At 42.5% G+C, this 17,249-nt stretch carries 9 protein-coding genes; 8 read left to right on the forward strand and 1 reads right to left on the reverse strand.

What is annotated here, in order from left to right:
* Positions 1–67 precede the first annotated feature (67 nt).
* The 6 genes from ACPYIV_RS18165 to ACPYIV_RS18190 all read left to right on the forward strand — a co-directional run bounded on the left by ACPYIV_RS18165 (position 68) and on the right by ACPYIV_RS18190 (position 11,449).
* A complete protein-coding gene (locus ACPYIV_RS18165; RefSeq protein ID WP_425884459.1) occupies positions 68–925 on the forward strand; it encodes a DNA adenine methylase in 858 nt (285 codons plus the stop codon).
* 326 nt (positions 926–1,251) lie between these two features.
* Positions 1,252–2,193: a FecR family protein gene (locus ACPYIV_RS18170; RefSeq protein ID WP_425884461.1), complete on the forward strand. Its 942-nt coding sequence runs from the start codon at positions 1,252–1,254 to the stop codon at positions 2,191–2,193.
* A 389-nt stretch (positions 2,194–2,582) separates the two neighbouring features.
* Positions 2,583–5,720 (forward strand): TonB-dependent receptor, encoded by a 3,138-nt coding sequence (locus tag ACPYIV_RS18175; RefSeq protein ID WP_425884463.1) that lies wholly within the window; start codon positions 2,583–2,585, stop codon positions 5,718–5,720.
* A gap of 17 nt (positions 5,721–5,737) precedes the next feature.
* On the forward strand, positions 5,738–7,219 hold the full coding sequence (locus ACPYIV_RS18180; protein WP_301704400.1) for a RagB/SusD family nutrient uptake outer membrane protein: 1,482 nt from the start codon (positions 5,738–5,740) through the stop codon (positions 7,217–7,219).
* 11 nt (positions 7,220–7,230) lie between these two features.
* Positions 7,231–8,610: an FAD-dependent oxidoreductase gene (locus ACPYIV_RS18185; protein WP_425884465.1), complete on the forward strand. Its 1,380-nt coding sequence runs from the start codon at positions 7,231–7,233 to the stop codon at positions 8,608–8,610.
* A gap of 142 nt (positions 8,611–8,752) precedes the next feature.
* Positions 8,753–11,449 carry a glycoside hydrolase family 2 protein gene (locus ACPYIV_RS18190; RefSeq protein ID WP_299362082.1) on the forward strand — a complete coding sequence of 899 codons (2,697 nt, stop codon included), beginning with the start codon at positions 8,753–8,755 and terminating at the stop codon, positions 11,447–11,449.
* An 85-nt stretch (positions 11,450–11,534) separates the two neighbouring features.
* Here ACPYIV_RS18190 and ACPYIV_RS18195 read toward each other — a convergent pair whose 3' ends face one another.
* Positions 11,535–13,274 (reverse strand): T9SS type A sorting domain-containing protein, encoded by a 1,740-nt coding sequence (locus tag ACPYIV_RS18195; protein WP_425884468.1) that lies wholly within the window; start codon positions 13,272–13,274, stop codon positions 11,535–11,537.
* Positions 13,275–13,701: 427 nt separating this feature from the next.
* Between ACPYIV_RS18195 and ACPYIV_RS18200 the strand changes: the two genes are divergently transcribed.
* Entirely contained in the window at positions 13,702–14,868 is a 1,167-nt protein-coding gene (locus ACPYIV_RS18200; RefSeq protein ID WP_007564012.1) for a site-specific integrase, read from the forward strand.
* 550 nt (positions 14,869–15,418) lie between these two features.
* Complete coding sequence (locus ACPYIV_RS18205; protein ID WP_425883772.1) at positions 15,419–17,227, forward strand: reverse transcriptase domain-containing protein; 1,809 nt, start codon at positions 15,419–15,421, stop codon at positions 17,225–17,227.
* Positions 17,228–17,249 lie beyond the last annotated feature (22 nt).

Here is a 17,249-nt window from a genome sequence, read left to right on the forward strand (position 1 = left end):
TACCTCTTTGATACATGTACCTCCTACTGGATCATTATTTTTGCGCCGACTTAAACGCAAAGAATAAATGAAAAAGATGTATTTACAAGCTCCACTTCCTTTTGTGGGACAAAAGCGAATGTTTGCCAAAGAATTTATCAAAGTGCTCCAGGAATATCCCGAGAGCACTGTTTTTGTGGATCTGTTTGGTGGATCCGGACTGCTATCCCATATAACCAAATGTCAGAGGCCGGATGCCACCGTCGTATATAATGACTTCGACGGTTATCGTAAGAGGCTGGAGAATATCCCTGCGACCAATGCCCTACTAGCTGATTTACGCCGAATAACGGCAGGATTGCCACGTGACAAATCGATAACAGGCAAGGTACGTGAGGAGATATTCCAACGTATTGAGAAGGATGAGCGTGAGAGGGGGTATGTGGATTATATCACCCTATCATCCTCATTATTGTTTTCAATGAAGTATTGTCTGGGAGTGGAAGAGTTTAGAAAAGAGACGCTTTATAACAATATCCGTAAGACGGATTATCCGCTTGGAGATGATTATTTGGAAGGTTTGACTGTTGTTTGTGCTGATTACAAAGAGGTATTCAATCTGTATAAGGATGTGCCCGGTGTCGTGTTCTTGGTCGATCCGCCTTATCTTAGTACCGAGGTGGGTACCTATAAAATGTATTGGCGTTTGTCCGATTATCTGGATGTACTTGGTATATTGAACGGTCATTCTTTTGTGTACTTCACATCAAATAAGTCCTCCATTATTGAACTGTGTGATTGGATGGGGAAGAACCCGACGATCGGTAATCCATTTAAGGAATGTGAGAAAGTAGAGTTCAACGCCAGTGTGAACTACAGTTCCAAGTACACGGATATAATGTTGTATAAGCGTAATGATCAATCCCCTACCGATATGTCTGCCTGATCCTTATTGAAACGCTAAACTTTTGGATGTTTTTTCTCTGTTTTTACGGTATTCAAACAACGTTCAAAAGAGAATTAAAACGGTATGTATGGTTGACTTGATAGTAGACTGCACACACCGTTTTTTTACACGCGTCGTTTTTGTAGTTTTTTACACGCATCGTTTTTGCAAAGTGCCACGTTTCGTTTTGCGGGATTTATCTGCTTGCTGTTTTCGCCTTCCTTCAATTCTGTTTTTTTTACGTTATGAAAACTTTTTTCAAAAAAGTTCCCTTTTTCGTTAGGGATGCTTCCCGTTTATTTGCTTTATAAACAGAAACGGAAAAAATGGAAAAAGAAACACTATATAAATTCTTTGACGGAAAAGCTTCTCGCGCAGAGAAGGAAACTGTCCGTACCTGGCTGGAATCCTCTCCCGAAAACGAGCAAGAGCTTTTCAGGGAACGCGAGTTTTTCGATGCGATGATCCTGTCGGGCAGCATGAAAGCAGCCGGGATGGAAAAGAAATCCCGTCCTTTCTACCGGACCGCCCTGCTCGAAGCCATAAAGATAGCCGCCGTGTTTGCCATTACCGTTGCTTGCGGAACGTATTTCTATAAGTCGGAAATCCGGAAAATAGGCGAGGCAATGAATACGATCACGGTCCCCGCCGGCCAACGTGCAAACCTGACTTTGCCGGACGGCACGAACGTCTGGCTGAATGCACGCACCAAAATGCGTTACCCTGCCGCCTTTACGGGTAATAAGCGAGAGATAACCCTGGATGGCGAAGCCTATTTCGAGGTGACCCACAATGTAGATAAACCTTTTGTCGTCCAGACAAACAAATGTAATGTCGAGGTGCTGGGGACGAAGTTCAACGTGGAAGCGTACGGCGACTCGGAAGATTTCTGCACGTCGCTGATGGAAGGTGCGGTGCGGGTGTCGGATAAGGAGGAGCCGTCGGAAAGTATTGTCCTGACGCCTAACCATCAGGTCTCTTTGATTAACGGACATCTGCAGTCGAAACCGATTGCGGACTTCGACCCTTTCCGTTGGAAAGAGGGATTGATTTGTTTTAAGAATATGAACTTTAAGGAGTTGATGGCTCGTTTTGAAAAATGCTACGGTATACATATTATTATAGAGAACCCTAAATTAACCGATTATGTCTGTAGTGGTAAATTCCGAATATCGGATGGTATAGACAAAGCATTGCGCATTTTGCAGAAAGATGCCAAATATACGTTTGAGCGGAATAAGGATGAATCGGTTGTTTATATAAAGTAATGTTTAATCTTAAAAATTATAATGCCTATGATAAAGGAGAAAGGTTAACCTTTTATTGAGAAAAAATGCCGACAAGTGTCCCCACACTTATCGGCATAGCTTAACACAATTATTTAACTGTATTAATAAACTTGATTTCCAAAGATATGAATAAAAAATCTTTGTCGGTGTCTTATTCTGTAAAAAGACCTCGATGTAAACAATTTTTTAGAATCATGAGAATAACCACTTTGTTATTATTCGTGTTCATTTTCTGCATGCACGCAGAAAATTCCAGTTCTCAAAATGTAAACGTTACAATTAAAAGAAGTAACACCGAACTTGAGAATGTGTTGAACGATATTGAGAAACAAACAGATTATCTGTTTATTTACAACAAGTTTGTGAATGTGGATAGAAAAGTGTCTGTTAACCTGAAAAAAGCCTCCTTGGAGGATGTCTTGGCAAATCTGTTCGCCGGAACGGATGTGAAATATTCTGTCGATGGTTCGTATATACTACTGTCTGCAGGTGGAACTACCACAACTATTCCTTTGTCTGCACAGCAGAGTACAACTATCAGTGGTGTGATTACGGATAACAACGGCGAACCGATTATCGGTGCCAACGTGATCGAAAAAGGTTCAAAATCGGTTGGAACAGTGACGGATGTCGACGGTAAGTTTACTTTGGTGTTAGACAAGCCTGCCGCTACATTAGTTGTGTCTTATATCGGTTACCTGACTAAGGAGGTGCCTGTCGGCAACCAGTCTGTTTTAAAGATTATCTTATCCGAAGATACCCAGAATCTGGAAGAAGTGGTCGTAATCGGCTACGGTTCCGTAAAGAAAAGTGACTTGACCGGTGCTGTCGGTTCCATACAGGTCGACAAGGTGCAGGGCATCAGCGTGAAATCAGTAGATCAGATGTTGCAGGGACGTACATCCGGTTTGTATATGGTACAGAATTCAGGTATGCCGGGTGCAAGTTCTACAGTCCGTATCCGTGGCGGTAATTCTATTTCCGGAGGAAACGAACCGTTGTATATCATTGATGGTATGCCGGTTTATCCGAGTGCGGATGCAAGCCAGACGGCATTAAGCCCGCTGAACTCGATCCCGACATCGGATATCGAATCGATAGAAGTTCTGAAGGATGCTTCTTCTACAGCTATTTACGGTTCCCGCGGTGCTAACGGCGTTATCATCGTAACGACCAAGAAGGGTAAAAGCGGCAAAACGTCTGTAGCGTTTGATGCTTACTGGGGCATTCAGAATATCTATAAAAAATATGACTTGCTGGATTCCCGCTCATTCGAGAAACTGGCAAATGAGGCATTGGTGAACTCAGGAGGTGCAGCGATATATGACGAAAGCCTGACTCCGGCTACAACGGATTGGCAGGATTTGACATCCAATAAGAATGCACTGACGCAAAACTACCAGTTGACTGTTTCTGGCGGTAATGATAAAACGGCTTTCTTGACTTCTTTCAATTACTTCGATCAAGAGGGCGTCATCAAAGCATCCGAAATGAAAAAATATGCTTTCCGGGCCAATATCGATCATAAGATTTCTTCAACGATAAATTTAGGGTTGAGTTTGACGATGACGAAGGTTGATAATAACCGTGTCGGAAATTCTGTTTTGCGTTCTCGTTTGACTACGCCGCCGAATTTGCCTGTGATGCAAGATGACGGAAGTTATACGTTTAGTGACAACAATGGTGTCATTACATTCGATAATCCGGTTGGAGTTATAAACGAAAAGGTGGATTGGCATACCAGTTTCCGCTCATTGAACAATGCATTTGTTGAATGGAATATAATTAAAGGGCTGAAGTTTAAATCTTCTTTTGGTATTGATATCGATTATGCCACTAACAAAAGTTATAATCCCCGTTCTGTCTATTCCGGCAGCCAAAAGAGTGGAGAAGCCAAAAAAATCTCGAATAACACTTATACGTGGATTAATGAAAATATCTTGACTTATACGAATACATGGGGTGTACACTCTTTTACGGGTATGGTCGGATATACGCAACAGCAATCGACTTATGATGGTTTTAATGCCGGTTCTTATGGTTTCTTGAATGATAATTTGCAGATGAATAATTTAGGATCGGGTACGACTTATACGGCTCCGGGATCTGAAGTTAAGAAATGGGCTTTGAACTCTTACTTGGCCCGTGTTAACTACACTGTGAATAATAAATACTTATTGACTGCTTCTATTCGTGCAGACGGTTCATCCCGTTTTGGTTCGGACAACCGCTGGGGATATTTCCCTTCTGCGGCTTTGGCATGGAGAGCTTCTGAAGAACCTTTTATTAAAGATTTGAATATCTTTAGTAATTTGAAACCTCGTGTAAGTTTCGGTATCACAGGTAACCAAGATGGAATTGGTACTTATCCGGCGTATGCTTTATTGGGCTCGAATGGTTATGTGGCAGGTGGAGATAAGGTGACTGGCTATTATCCGTCGCAAGTTGCCAATACGAATCTGAAGTGGGAAACAACTTCCCAGTTCGATGCCGGTATCGATTTCGGTTTCTTTAATAATCGTTTGACAGTAGTTATCGATGGTTATTACAAGAAAACCCGTGACTTGCTGTTGAAAGTGAAAGTGCCGGGGTCTTCAGGTTTCTCTTCTGGTCTGAAAAATATTGGGGAAGTCGAAAATAAAGGTTTTGAATTGGCTATCAATGCTACACCGGTTGAAGGTGATTTTACTTGGAATACGAGTTTAAACCTTACTTATAACAAGAATAAAGTATTAGATTTGGGTGATGTCTCGTTTATTTATCCAAGCCAGCCGGGCCAGGATGAAACCGGAATACATTTAGGGCGTATCATACAGGTCGGACAACCTTTAGGAACGTTCTACGGATATGTGTATGACGGACTTTTCAGTACGACAGATGATATAGCTTCTTCTGCCCAGCCGACAGCTAAACCGGGTGATATCCGCTATAAAGATATTAGCGGTCCGGATGGTGTCCCTGACGGAGTGATCAACGACCTTGACCGTACGATTATCGGTTGTGCACAGCCAAAGCTCTTTGGAGGATTCAATAACACATTCTCTTACAAAAATTTTGATTTGAATGTAAATACGATTTTCACGATCGGAAATGATGTTTATAATGGTACGAGAGTTACTATGGAAAATATGCAGGGTTCAACAAATATGTTTGCTTCAACAATGAATTATTGGACGCCTGATAATCAAAACGCTCCGTTGCCACGTCCGCTCCGTTCAAAGGCTGTGATGCGTGTTTCCAACCAATATGTGGAAAACGGTTCTTATTTGCGTTTCCAGAATATTACGTTAGGTTATAATGTACCTGCTGAATTTTTGAGCTTTACAAAGTATGTATCGGGATTACGGGTGTATGCGTCTTTGCAGAATTTCTTTACAATAACAAGCTATTCCGGTGATAACCCAGAAGTCAGCAAATATGGTCAGGATAACTTGGGAGCCGGATATGATGCATTCTCTTATCCATTTGCAAAATCTGTATTGTTTGGTTTGAATGTTAAATTCTAAAAGAGTCTAAGTAGTTTATGAAAAAAATAGTATTTATAATATTGAGTTCGCTCATGATGAGCTCATGTACGGATATGGATCTGATACCGGAGTCCAATCTGAGTCCTGAAAACTTCTTTAAATCCGAAGAGGATGCAACTGCTGCTGTCTATGGAACGTATTCGGTTTTTACTGATAATGATATTTATAATCAGTTTTGGGAAGTATTGCAAAGCCAGGGAACTGATGATTGCGAGTGGAGTGGTGGTCGCACAACGACCAACCTGGACAAAAATGCTTTAGATAAATTTGAGTATGATGGAAATACGAATTTGGTTTATTCCGTTTGGATTAAGCACTATGTCGCAGTTAATCGCTCTAATTTCGCAATAGAAAATATTTCGAATATGGGGAACGACCAGATAAAGGATGATGCCAAAAAGAGACTGATTGGGGAAGCTAAATTCTTACGGGCATTGGCCTATTTTAATTTGGTCCGCGTATACGGAGGAGTTCCTTTAGTATTGAAACAAACTACTTCGTTGGATGGTTTGGAAGTTCCCCGGAATACAGTTGACGAATGTTATGAACAGATTATTTCAGATTTGCAAGAAGCGAAATCTGTTCTTCCTGCTATCGATCAACTTCCGGAAGGATATTTAGGACGGGCAACGAAAGGTTCCGCTTCTGCTATGTTGGCAAAGGTTTATTTGACTCGTGAAGATTACCAGAATGTTGTGAAGGAGACATCAGAAGTAATGCAGATGGGTTATAAACTATGGGATAACTATGCTGATAACTTTGATGTGGAAAAAGAAAACGGACAGGAATCTATTTTTGAAATTCAGTTTAAACGGAATACACCGGGTGTGTCTGGTAGTAATTATAACGGATATTACCGTCCTCCTTTCGTAAATATAAATGGATGGGTAGGATATGGTGATGACCCTGTGACCCGTAATCATTATGAATGTTACGAGGAAGGTGATTTGCGTCGGGATATAAATGTTCGTCTTTATACGAAGGAAGAGTATCCGAATATGTCTTCCAACTATGAGTTCCCTTGTTATGTAAATAAATTTCAGGATCCTTCGCCGTTGGCTGTAAGATCTCAAGGAGGGGAAAATAATTATCCGATATTACGTTATTCGGACGTTTATTTAATGCGTGCGGAAGCCTTGAATGCAATTAATACTTCTGATGCAGAGGCGTATGAGTGCTTAAATGTCATACGTCGTAGGGCTTTTGGACTTAATATGAACGAGGCTTCTGCCATTGATATTAAGCCGGGATTGAGTAAAGAAGATTTCTTGGATGTAATTCTTCTGGAACGTCGTAAAGAATTTGCATTTGAAGGACAACGTCGTTTTGACTTGGTACGTACGCATAAGTTGAAGGAAGCCATGATGGCGCAGAATCCGACTATTGGTGCTGTGGTAGAGGAAAAACATTATCTGTTGCCTATACCTGTGACGGAATTGGATGCAAATAAGTTATTGGAGCAAACTCCAGGATGGTAAATAAGTATTATATGAAGAGAAGAAATTTTATCAGAAACATAAGTTCTTTAGGCTTGGCATCTGTAGCGATGGGAACATCTTTTGCTGCAGAAAGTCCCCAAAATAGCATCTCACCGGGAAAATCGAAAATACCGGTATATGATGAGTGGGACGTGATAGTTGTGGGAGGAGGACCTTCAGGATGTGCTGCGGCTGCGGCCGCGGCACGCGAAGGTGCCAAAACCTTGTTGATAGAAGGAACTGGAGCCTTAGGTGGAATGGGGACTTCTGGCTTACTGAATGCGTGGTGTCCTTTTACGGATGGTGAGAAGATTATTTATAAAGGAATTGCGGAACGGGTTTTTTCCGAATCAAAAAAAGGTGTACCTCATATTCATTATGATAATTGGGTACCTATAAATGGTGAATATCTGAAAGTCGTGTATGATGATTTGGTAACCACTGAAGGTGTATCTGTTCTCTTTTTCACAACAATGGCTGCTGTCGAAATGAAGCGTAAAGGTGTTGTCGATGCGATAGTTGTTGCCAATAAAGCCGGATTGTCAACTTACAAGGCGAAAGTTTTTATAGATTGTACGGGTGATGGAGATCTCGCGGCTTGGGCTGGTGCTGATTTTGTAATGGGAGATGAAAGTGGTTCCGTACAAGAAGGTACTCTATGTTTTACCTTGTCGAATGTCGATCCTTATGAGTTTTCTTTAATAGGAAATGTTCATACTAATCGGGAGAATAGTCCGATTCATTCTATTTATGGTAATCCCAAATACCCGTTGGTGAAGGATAAGCATATGAATGACAAGTTGATCGGACCAGGTTTTTTAGGGTTTAATGCAGGACATGTGACTGTCGATAGTACTGATCCTGCTTCTTTGACTGAAGCAATGATGAAGGGGCGTAAGCTGGTTCGGCAATTGCATGAAGGATTGGTTGAGTTTGAGCCAAAGTCTTTTGGTGCTTCTTTTTTGGCAAGTACGGCTAATTTGATGGGAATACGTGAAAGCCGCCGGATAAAATGTGATTATACATTCACATTGGAAGATTGGCTTGCTCGTAAGGAGTTTGAGGACAGTATCGGACGCAACTGTTATTATATTGATGTCCATAAGCAGGATGCAACAAAGTACCCCCGCTATAAGAAAGGAGAATCCCATGGAATCCCCTTCAGTTGCCTGACCCCTGCAGACCTGAAGAATGTAATGGTTGCCGGACGCTGTATCTCGACGGATTCCTATGCCCATGGAAGTCTGCGTGTGATGCCACCGTCGCTGGTAACGGGCGAAGCAGTGGGTGTTGCCGCCGGTCAGATTTGTAAATCCAAATCTCCTGATATTCACAATGTCGATATTCAGCAGTTGAGAAAACGGTTGAAAGAAGTAGGTCAGTTGATCTGATGTAAGTAGATACCCGTCTGTTATTTTCTGGTTTAAAAAGGAATCGGCAGACGGGTATATTATGTCCTGGATCGAGGATATATGTCGATAAAATATTTGTACATACTGTTTTAAAGTTTTAATTTGACTATTGGAAATAAATATGAAGCAAATCATTCTGATTCTATTTTTATGTATGGCAGGCTGTTCTTTTGTGTGGGGGCAGGATGCGAATTACTATCGTAATCCCGATAGGATCTATCTGGATTCAAAAGATGGACACCAAGGAACATTCCTTTGGAAAATGAAGAAGGCCGGAGATGTTACAGCTGGTGCGGAAGCCGTGTCGAAACCCGGATATGAGACGGGTGACTGGATGCCGGCAATTGTTCCGGGTACTGTGCTTAATTCTCTTGTATATAACCAGGTATATCCTGAACCTTATTATGGCTTGAATAATAAACTAACGAGCCATATCATTCCGGACTTGTCTGTTGCCGGACGTGATTTTTATACTTATTGGTTCCGTACCGATTTTGTTGTTCCTGCTGATTATAAAGGAAAAGTCGTTTGGTTACAGTTGGACGGGATTAATTATCGGGCGGAAGTCTGGGTGAACGGTCATTTACTGAGTAATATTTCCGGTATGTTTATTCAGGATTATGTGGATATAACAGAGTTTGCCCGTATAGGCGAAACGAATGCTTTGGCGGTGAAAGTCTATCCGGTCGATATGCCCGGAACAGTCAAGCAAAAACAGTGGGGAGCTGCCGGGGAATTCCATAACGGAGGTGACGGAAATATCGGATTGAACACGACGATGTTGATGTCTGTCGGTTGGGACTTTACTTTCCTGGACGGCATACGCGACCGGAATACCGGTATCTGGAAAAGCATATCTTTGTATGCAACCGACAAGGCTGTGATCCGCAACCCGTTTATTCGTTCTGAACTTGCCAAGCCGGGATATGACAAGGCTGAGGAGACTGTCTCTGTCGAAGTTACTAACCCGACAACGGGTTCGGTCAAATGTGTTGTTTCCGGTGAAATTACTGGTGAAAATATCCGCTTTTCAAAAGAGATAAGCCTTTTCCGTGGGGAAACTCGTGAAATAGTCTTTACTCCTGAAGAATATCCGCAGTTGAAAATTGATAATCCCCGGTTGTGGTGGCCGTTGTTTAAGGGTAAACCGGAATTGTATGAATTGAAGATATCGGTTTCGGTTAAAGGCGAAGTTTCGGATTCCTTGAAAACCCGCTTTGGTATTCGGGAGATTACATCGGATCAGAATACACCTGATAAATCCCGTCAGTTCTATGTCAATGGCAAGAAGATCTTTATCAGGGGGACGAACTGGATACCGGAAGGTATGTTGCGCCATTCGGATGAACGTACTTATGCAGAATTGCGCTATACCAAACAATCCGGCGTTAATTTGGTGCGTATGTGGGGAGGCGGTATTGCCGAATCCGATTATTTTTTCCAGTTGTGTGACGAAATGGGACTGTTGGTTTGGCAGGAATTCTGGTTGACAGGCGATACGAAGCATCCGCACGACCAAGCTCTTTATCTGGCAAATGTGGAATCGACGGTAAAACGTTTGCGGAATCATCCTTCCCTGGCTTATTATGTTTCTTCAAATGAAAGTACGGAGGTGACCGGTGCGAAGGATCTGATTATGAAATTGGATGGTACACGCGGTTATCAGATGCAATCGGAATGTGATGGCGTGCATGATGGCAGTCCTTACAAACAGGTGAATCCGATGCAGCATTATGAAAATACAGCCTCGCCGCGTGGAAGCCGTGTGGATGGCTTTAACCCGGAATATGGAGCACCTACGTTGCCGACTCTTGAAACGCTCCGGGAGGTGATGGATGAAAAGGATCTATGGCCGATCAATAAAGAAGTTTGGGATTATCATGATGGAGGTGGTTTCCATTTGATGTCCACCATGTACAAGGATCTTGTTAATAATTACGGACTTTCGCAATCGATAGAAGAGTTTGCGAAAAAGGGCCAGTTGGTAGGAGCAATGAATTCAAAGACAATTTGGGAAGTTTGGAATTATAACAAACTGGACTATGGGGATCGTTATTGTTCAGGACTGTTGTTCTGGTATCATAATTGCCCGGTTCGCCAGGTCTGTGCCCGTATGTGGGATTGGTCGCTGGAACCGACAGCTTCGTTGTACCATACTCAGGATGCATTGGAACCTTTGCATGCGCAGTTTGATTATTTGAAGAATACGGTCTCAGTATGTAATGATTATTATCAGTCTTTTAAGAACTACAAGGTCAAGGCGGATGTATATGATTTGAACAGTAAGAAGATATTTTCTTATTCTCAGCGGATTGATATAGGTGAAGATGAGGTGTTGAATGATTTGTTTAAAATTGATTTCCCATCGGATATAACGCCTGTACATTTTATCCGGCTCGGTTTGTCGGATGAAAAAGGAAAAGAAATTGCATCTACGTTCTATTGGCGTTCCAATGCGATTTATGAGGGAAAGGAAACATTGACAGGTCCTACGTCTTCCGGCTTTGAATCTCTGAATAATATGCCGGTTGCCCGGCTACAAACGAAGTATAAAACGAAAGAGGCCGATGGGCGGTATTATATTGAGGTCTCGTTGAAGAATACATCTTCCCGGATTGCTTTCTTTACACAGCTTCAGTTCCTGGATAAAGCAGGCAAGCCTGTACGCCCTTCATTCTATACGGATAATTTCTTCTCACTATTGCCGGGTGAAACGAAACAGATACTTATTGATACGTCTGCGGACAAAGTTGCAGAAGGCGATTATTCGTTGATAGTCAGTGGATGGAATGTACAACAGAAAAAGTATAAATTGTAATATTTCGTGTTATATTAAATTATAGGGTGAAGGCGGAATGTAAAGTGCGGGGATAGAGCATTTTTACATTCCGTCTTTGCTGTGTTTATGGAAGGACTACTTTATGGTGCTTTTGATAATTGGCGGAATGTATTTGTAAGATGTACATTCCGGAGACATTGACAATCGGAATCACCTGCGCCCCCTGTTGTATCTTCTTTTGAACCACACAGCGCCCCATCATATTAATAATTCTGACATATCCTGCCTCCGGGATATTTTGCAGATGCAGTTGTCCGTCTTTTATAAAAAAGTGGAAATCCTCTGCAACCGGGCTTTTTATTCCTGTGCTTTGTTTGTCGGAATAAGGTTCGGCTATGCTTTTGTTTACGGGAAAGTTGGTCCGGATTATGTTTGTAGCTTTTGTGGGTGTGCTGTCGGATGAGACTTTTAATTCAGTTTGTGAAGATGCTTTTACAAAGAATGCAGCGAAAGGAGGGAGAGCATAGTTACTGCTGAGGGAATAGGTTTTGTAACCGTTTCCGTCATAGACATAGATATTTCCATCCAGAGCTATATTTTTTTCTATCTGTGATAGCACAAGTGGTGCAGGGAGCGGGTTGCCACATAAATACCAGCCGTAGTTCTCTTGATTGCCGGAAGTCATGTTGGTGCCTAAAGGGATTGTAATAACACCTGCGTTGGCAAAATCTTCGGGAATATCACCTGGTTGGGATGAAAAAGACAAAGTTCGGATTGTCGCTTTTTCATCTAATGCGATCAGGTAGCCTTTGTTCTTTTCAAACAGGGGTACGTTATCGGGACGGACAGGCATGACTTCCCAGTTTCCGGTAGATTGGTTATCTGATGCTCGTTTATCTCCATTGTAGGATTGGACATAAAAATAGTTGCCTCCGTCGTTAGGCGTAGCATCCTTTTGTTCAAAGCGGGGATCGATACCGGAAGGATAAACATCGAAAGGGAATGAGATAAAATACCATTTGCCGGATTCTTCAAAAGTTTTATGGAAGGTGATGCGGTCGGAAAGAAGAATTGCTCCTTCGGAATAGAGAGAGGCATCGCTTTCGTATAAGTCCAGATTCTTTAGGATGAACCGGGTGACTGGATTGATTTTCAGTGATCCGGAATTGATGGCGACATTTTTGCAATAAGTATCTGTGGTTATACTTGCATCCCCTTTTATGAGTGCGTTCCTGTGGCGGAGTGGGGGAAGATGCGACCAAAGGATTGTGTCATTCCAGTTTCCGATGCCTGAGAATAGGGAATTGGAAGGGATATTGCCGTATGCGTAAACGCTGTCAGTCATATAATAGCCTTCTTTGGAGGAAGAGGCTTTGAGTGTTAGTATAGATAAGCTGTTCGGATTTTTCCCGATAATGAAGTCCTTGTATGCTAAAAAGTCTTTTTCGGAAGTAGATTCATGTCCGACTAATTTTTCATCCGCTCCTTCTCGATAAACGCTGAAGAACAAATTCTCTTTTGGGGCAAGCTCTAATCCTGCGGCATGGACAACTATCTTTATTTCATTGTAGTCGGATAATGCGAAAGGTTGGAATGTCGTCCCAGAACCGACAGGTATTTTCATTGTGAATTTATCTTGGATGACAGACGAGTTCCCGTTTAAGGAAAAGATCCAGTTATCCCATTCGGATTTGCCGAACGTCTGCAACCTGAACGTATCGGAGACAAGCCTATTTTCATTGCTGTTTACGAAACTTTCCCATGAAGATGGATTGGAAACCTGTGCTTGGAGCGGATAAACGGCACCGAAGAATAAAATCTTTGCAAGTGCACACTGAACAAAGTGGATGACTTTCTTTTTCATAGTTAATACTATTTTGGATTGATATTATGGGTACAAATATACATAGAACTCGCAAAAAAACGGCAAAATTTGGATAAATAAAGTAAGTGTTTGGTATTGAGGAGAGTTAAGCCAAATTCTTCTATACCTTTCCAAATCGCTAAAATGCAGGATAATGAAAGGTTAAGAGAAAGATTTGCTACTTATCCGTTACCTTTTTTAGCCCCGGATAATCCGGCAAAATAACGCTTGACCACCTGCGGTTTTACCGTTCACCATGCAAAGAACCCTATATTTTGCCCGTAAAGATAACCGTTTTTTTCCGTTTTTCATGGAAATACAGGTTATGTTACCGGCATCCGGGGTTTTATTCTTTGTTCCGCTATAATTTTCATAACTGTAAATAGCTATATATCAAGTAATTTTGCAACATAAAAAAAATAGAGTTATGAAACAGACGGATGTAACGGTTACGTTCTACCTCAAAAAGAGCGAAATGAATGACGAGGGACATTGCCCGGTCATGGCGAAACTTGTTGTCGGCAAATTTTCAGAAGCGGCTTTTAGTGCGAAAATGTCCGTACCCGCTGCACTGTGGGCATCCGGACGTGCCACGGGTAAAAGTAACGCCGCGCGGGAAATCAACCGGCAACTGGACGATTTGCGAGCTTCAGCCATTTCCATTTATGCCGAACTGTCAGCCACCCGTGAGAATGTAACGGCTGAAGAAATAAGGAATCTGTTGTTGGGGACAGCTTTCGGGCAGGAAACCCTGTTGGGTTATTTCCGGACGTTCATCGAACATTTCGAAAAACGTGTCGGCGTGAACCGGGAAAAGGGAACAGCGCAATCTTACCGCTATGCTTGTAACTGTGTGGCCGCTTTCATCCAGGAGAAATACAAGTTGTCGGATGTTCCTTTCACGGCCCTGAACCGTTCATTCATCGACAACTATGACCTCTACCTACGCACGGAGCGCCGCTTTGCCCTGGGAACTATCGTGTTGCTTGTCACACGGTTGAACACGATTGTCGGGGAAGCCATCGCGGAAGGGATTATCACTGCCGACCCGTTCGCGGGTTATGAAGCCGAACATCCCGAGCGGGAACAGAAATACCTTACCGCCGTGGAGTTACAACGGCTGATGACCACACCCCTGCACGACCCGAAACTCTACCATATCCGCGACCTGTTCCTCTTCTCCTGCTACACGGGTATCCCTTACGGGGACATGTGCCGCCTGACGACGGAGGATCTGGAAGTGGCCGAGGACGGTGAGGTATGGATCAAGACCGCCCGCAAGAAGACGAAAATCGACTATGAAGTGCCGTTGCTCGACATACCGTTGCTCATCCTCGACAAGTACCGGGATATGGCCCCGGAAGGAAAACTGCTGCCGATGTACAGCAACAACGAACTCAACCGGACACTGAAACGTATTGCCGCCATTTGCGGAATTGAACGGAAGCTCGTCTTTCACTGCGGACGCCATACCTACGCCACCGAGATCACGCTTTCGCATGGTGTCCCGCTTGAAACCGTCAGTAAAATGCTGGGGCATAGCCGCATTTCCACGACGCAGATTTACGCCAGTGCGCCCAGAATGGTCGCTTAATAAATACTTCTTTAGCAAGAAGTTAGGATTGGGTTCGATATAATCCTATCGTCAATCAGTTTATCCAAAGGGGAAACCTGGTGGGGAGTGTAGCATACTGATTAAAGCCCTAAGTCTACTAATAGTCAAGTAGCGACTGAGGGGCAAGACGAAAAGACATACATAAGGATGAAGCCTTGATTGGTTGAACGATAGTTCTGTGGTACCAAATCTTGCAACAACGGAAGACTATTATACATACGTTGTTTCATAGTACTCTGCCTATTTTGTGCGTTAGTGCAGAGCATAAAGAACCGACTATGACACAGCCGCAATAAGCGGACAAGAACGAAAGTCGCATCCGACAGTATGACGTGCTAATAGTTATTAAGAGAACTAACTGGGGATTACCTAAGTCGGAACGCTGGAATAAACAGCTATAAAGAAAGCTTTTGAATATCCGATATGGTAACGGAACTTCCGTAGTAGTCCGAGCAAGGGAAAGCCTTGTACATGGCGAAGGGAAGTAGTCTGTAATTTTAATACAAACAACGGAAAACGTGAGAGACGTATGAGAAATCCAGAGCAAGTATTAAACATTTTAGCTGGACACAGCAACGAGCCTGAGTATAAATACGAAAGGCTCTACCGTATTCTATTCAATGAACAGATGTTCTTTGTCGCCTACCAACGTATGTATGCAAAGCCGGGAAACATGACACCCGGCACAGATGGCAAAACAGAGGATGAAATGAGCATCGATAGGATAAACAAACTCATAAAGAGTATAAAGGATGAGACTTATAGCCCCAATCCTGCAAAGAGAATTTACATTCCGAAAAAGAATGGGAAAATGCGTCCGTTAGGAATACTGTCTTTTGAAGACAAATTGGTTCAAGAGGTAGTAAGAATGGTGCTTGAAGCCATATATGAGGGACACTTTGAGTGGACATCGCACGGTTTCAGACCAAACCGAAGCTGTCACACAGCACTGAAAAGTCTACAAAACAATTTCAACGGTGCAAAATGGTTCATTGAGGGAGATATAAAAGGCTTCTTTGACAACATAGACCATGATGTGCTGATAGAAATAATGAAAGGTAGAATAGCAGATGACAGATTTCTTCGTCTGATACGGAAATTCCTCAATGCAGGGTACATGGAAGAGTGGCAATTCAACAAGACTTATTCAGGGACACCGCAAGGTGGTATTATAAGTCCTATTTTGGCAAATATATACCTTGACAAGTTCGATAAATACATGGAAGAATATGCCAACAAATTCAATAAAGGGACAATCAGAAGTCGTAACAAGGACATTTGCAAACTCAACAACAGAGTACACTACCTAAAGCGTAGGATAAACGAAGTGAAGGATGCAAACGAAAGAACAAAAATGGTAGAAGAACTGCACGAAAAGCAGAAGCGGATACTAACAATGCCAAGTGGCAACGATATGGATAGAAATTTTCGCAGACTGAGATATGTGCGCTACGCCGATGATTTTCTAATCGGGGTTATCGGAACGAAAAATGAATGTGAGACAATCAAAGCTGACATCACTAGGTTTATGCAGGAAAAGTTAAGGCTGGAGATGTCACAGGAAAAAACTTTGATTACAAATGCACAAGACAGCGCAAAATTTTTGGGTTACGAAATATATGTCCGTAAAGACTATGCCACAAAGAGAAACAGTAACGGAACAGTGCGCAGATACTTCAACGGGAATGTGATATTGCACGTTTCAAGAGAAGTAATCAAGAATAAACTGCTCAGCCTCGAAGCCATGAAAGTTGTCACCAAACACGGCAAGGAAACATGGGTGTCAAAAGGCAGGACTTATATGATTGACAATGAAGCGCACGAGATTGTATCTCAGTTTAATACCGAAATACGAGGGTTCTATAACTATTACTCAATAGCAAACAATGCATCGGCTTTGGGACGCTCTTTCGGCTGTATTATGAAGTTCTCCATGTACAAAACTCTTGCTCAAAAGCTGAATATGTCAGTGAGAAAAGTCATTGAAACATACCGCAAGGACAATCTCTTTGTCGTGCCTTTTGTAAACAAGGGAGGAGAAACCAAGTACAGGGTATTCTACAATGAGGGTTACGCCCGTAAAACGGATTGTGAAACAGCCCCAAGTGACAATCTGCCGTATATGTTCAAAACGCCATCGTTGAGTTTGATAGAAAGGCTTACAACAAAAACGTGCGAACTATGTGGCAAGCACGGAGAAGTGGTAATGCATCATGTCCGCACTCTCAAAGAGTTAAAAGGTAAAAATGACTGGGAACGCAAAATGCTCCATATGCACAGAAAGACTTTGGTCGTATGCGCGGAGTGTAACGCAAAAATCCAGAGCTGTGATAAGTAAAAATGATGTTACAGATGGAGAG

The organism is Parabacteroides vesiculifaciens, assembly GCF_049860805.1.
In the GTDB taxonomy this organism is placed as follows: Bacteria; Bacteroidota; Bacteroidia; order Bacteroidales; family Tannerellaceae; genus Parabacteroides.

Bases quoted from the DNA above. Each gene is read 5' to 3' on its own strand.
- ACPYIV_RS18190 (WP_299362082.1), top strand. From the start codon at position 8,753: ATGAAGCAAATCATTCTGATTCTATTTTTATGTATGGCAGGCTGTTCT.
- ACPYIV_RS18170 (WP_425884461.1), top strand. From the start codon at position 1,252: ATGGAAAAAGAAACACTATATAAATTCTTTGACGGAAAAGCTTCTCGC.
- ACPYIV_RS18205 (WP_425883772.1), top strand. From the start codon at position 15,419: ATGAGAAATCCAGAGCAAGTATTAAACATTTTAGCTGGACACAGCAAC.
- ACPYIV_RS18165 (WP_425884459.1), top strand. From the start codon at position 68: ATGAAAAAGATGTATTTACAAGCTCCACTTCCTTTTGTGGGACAAAAG.
- ACPYIV_RS18195 (WP_425884468.1), bottom strand. From the start codon at position 13,274: ATGAAAAAGAAAGTCATCCACTTTGTTCAGTGTGCACTTGCAAAGATT.
- ACPYIV_RS18185 (WP_425884465.1), top strand. From the start codon at position 7,231: ATGAAGAGAAGAAATTTTATCAGAAACATAAGTTCTTTAGGCTTGGCA.
- ACPYIV_RS18180 (WP_301704400.1), top strand. From the start codon at position 5,738: ATGAAAAAAATAGTATTTATAATATTGAGTTCGCTCATGATGAGCTCA.
- ACPYIV_RS18200 (WP_007564012.1), top strand. From the start codon at position 13,702: ATGAAACAGACGGATGTAACGGTTACGTTCTACCTCAAAAAGAGCGAA.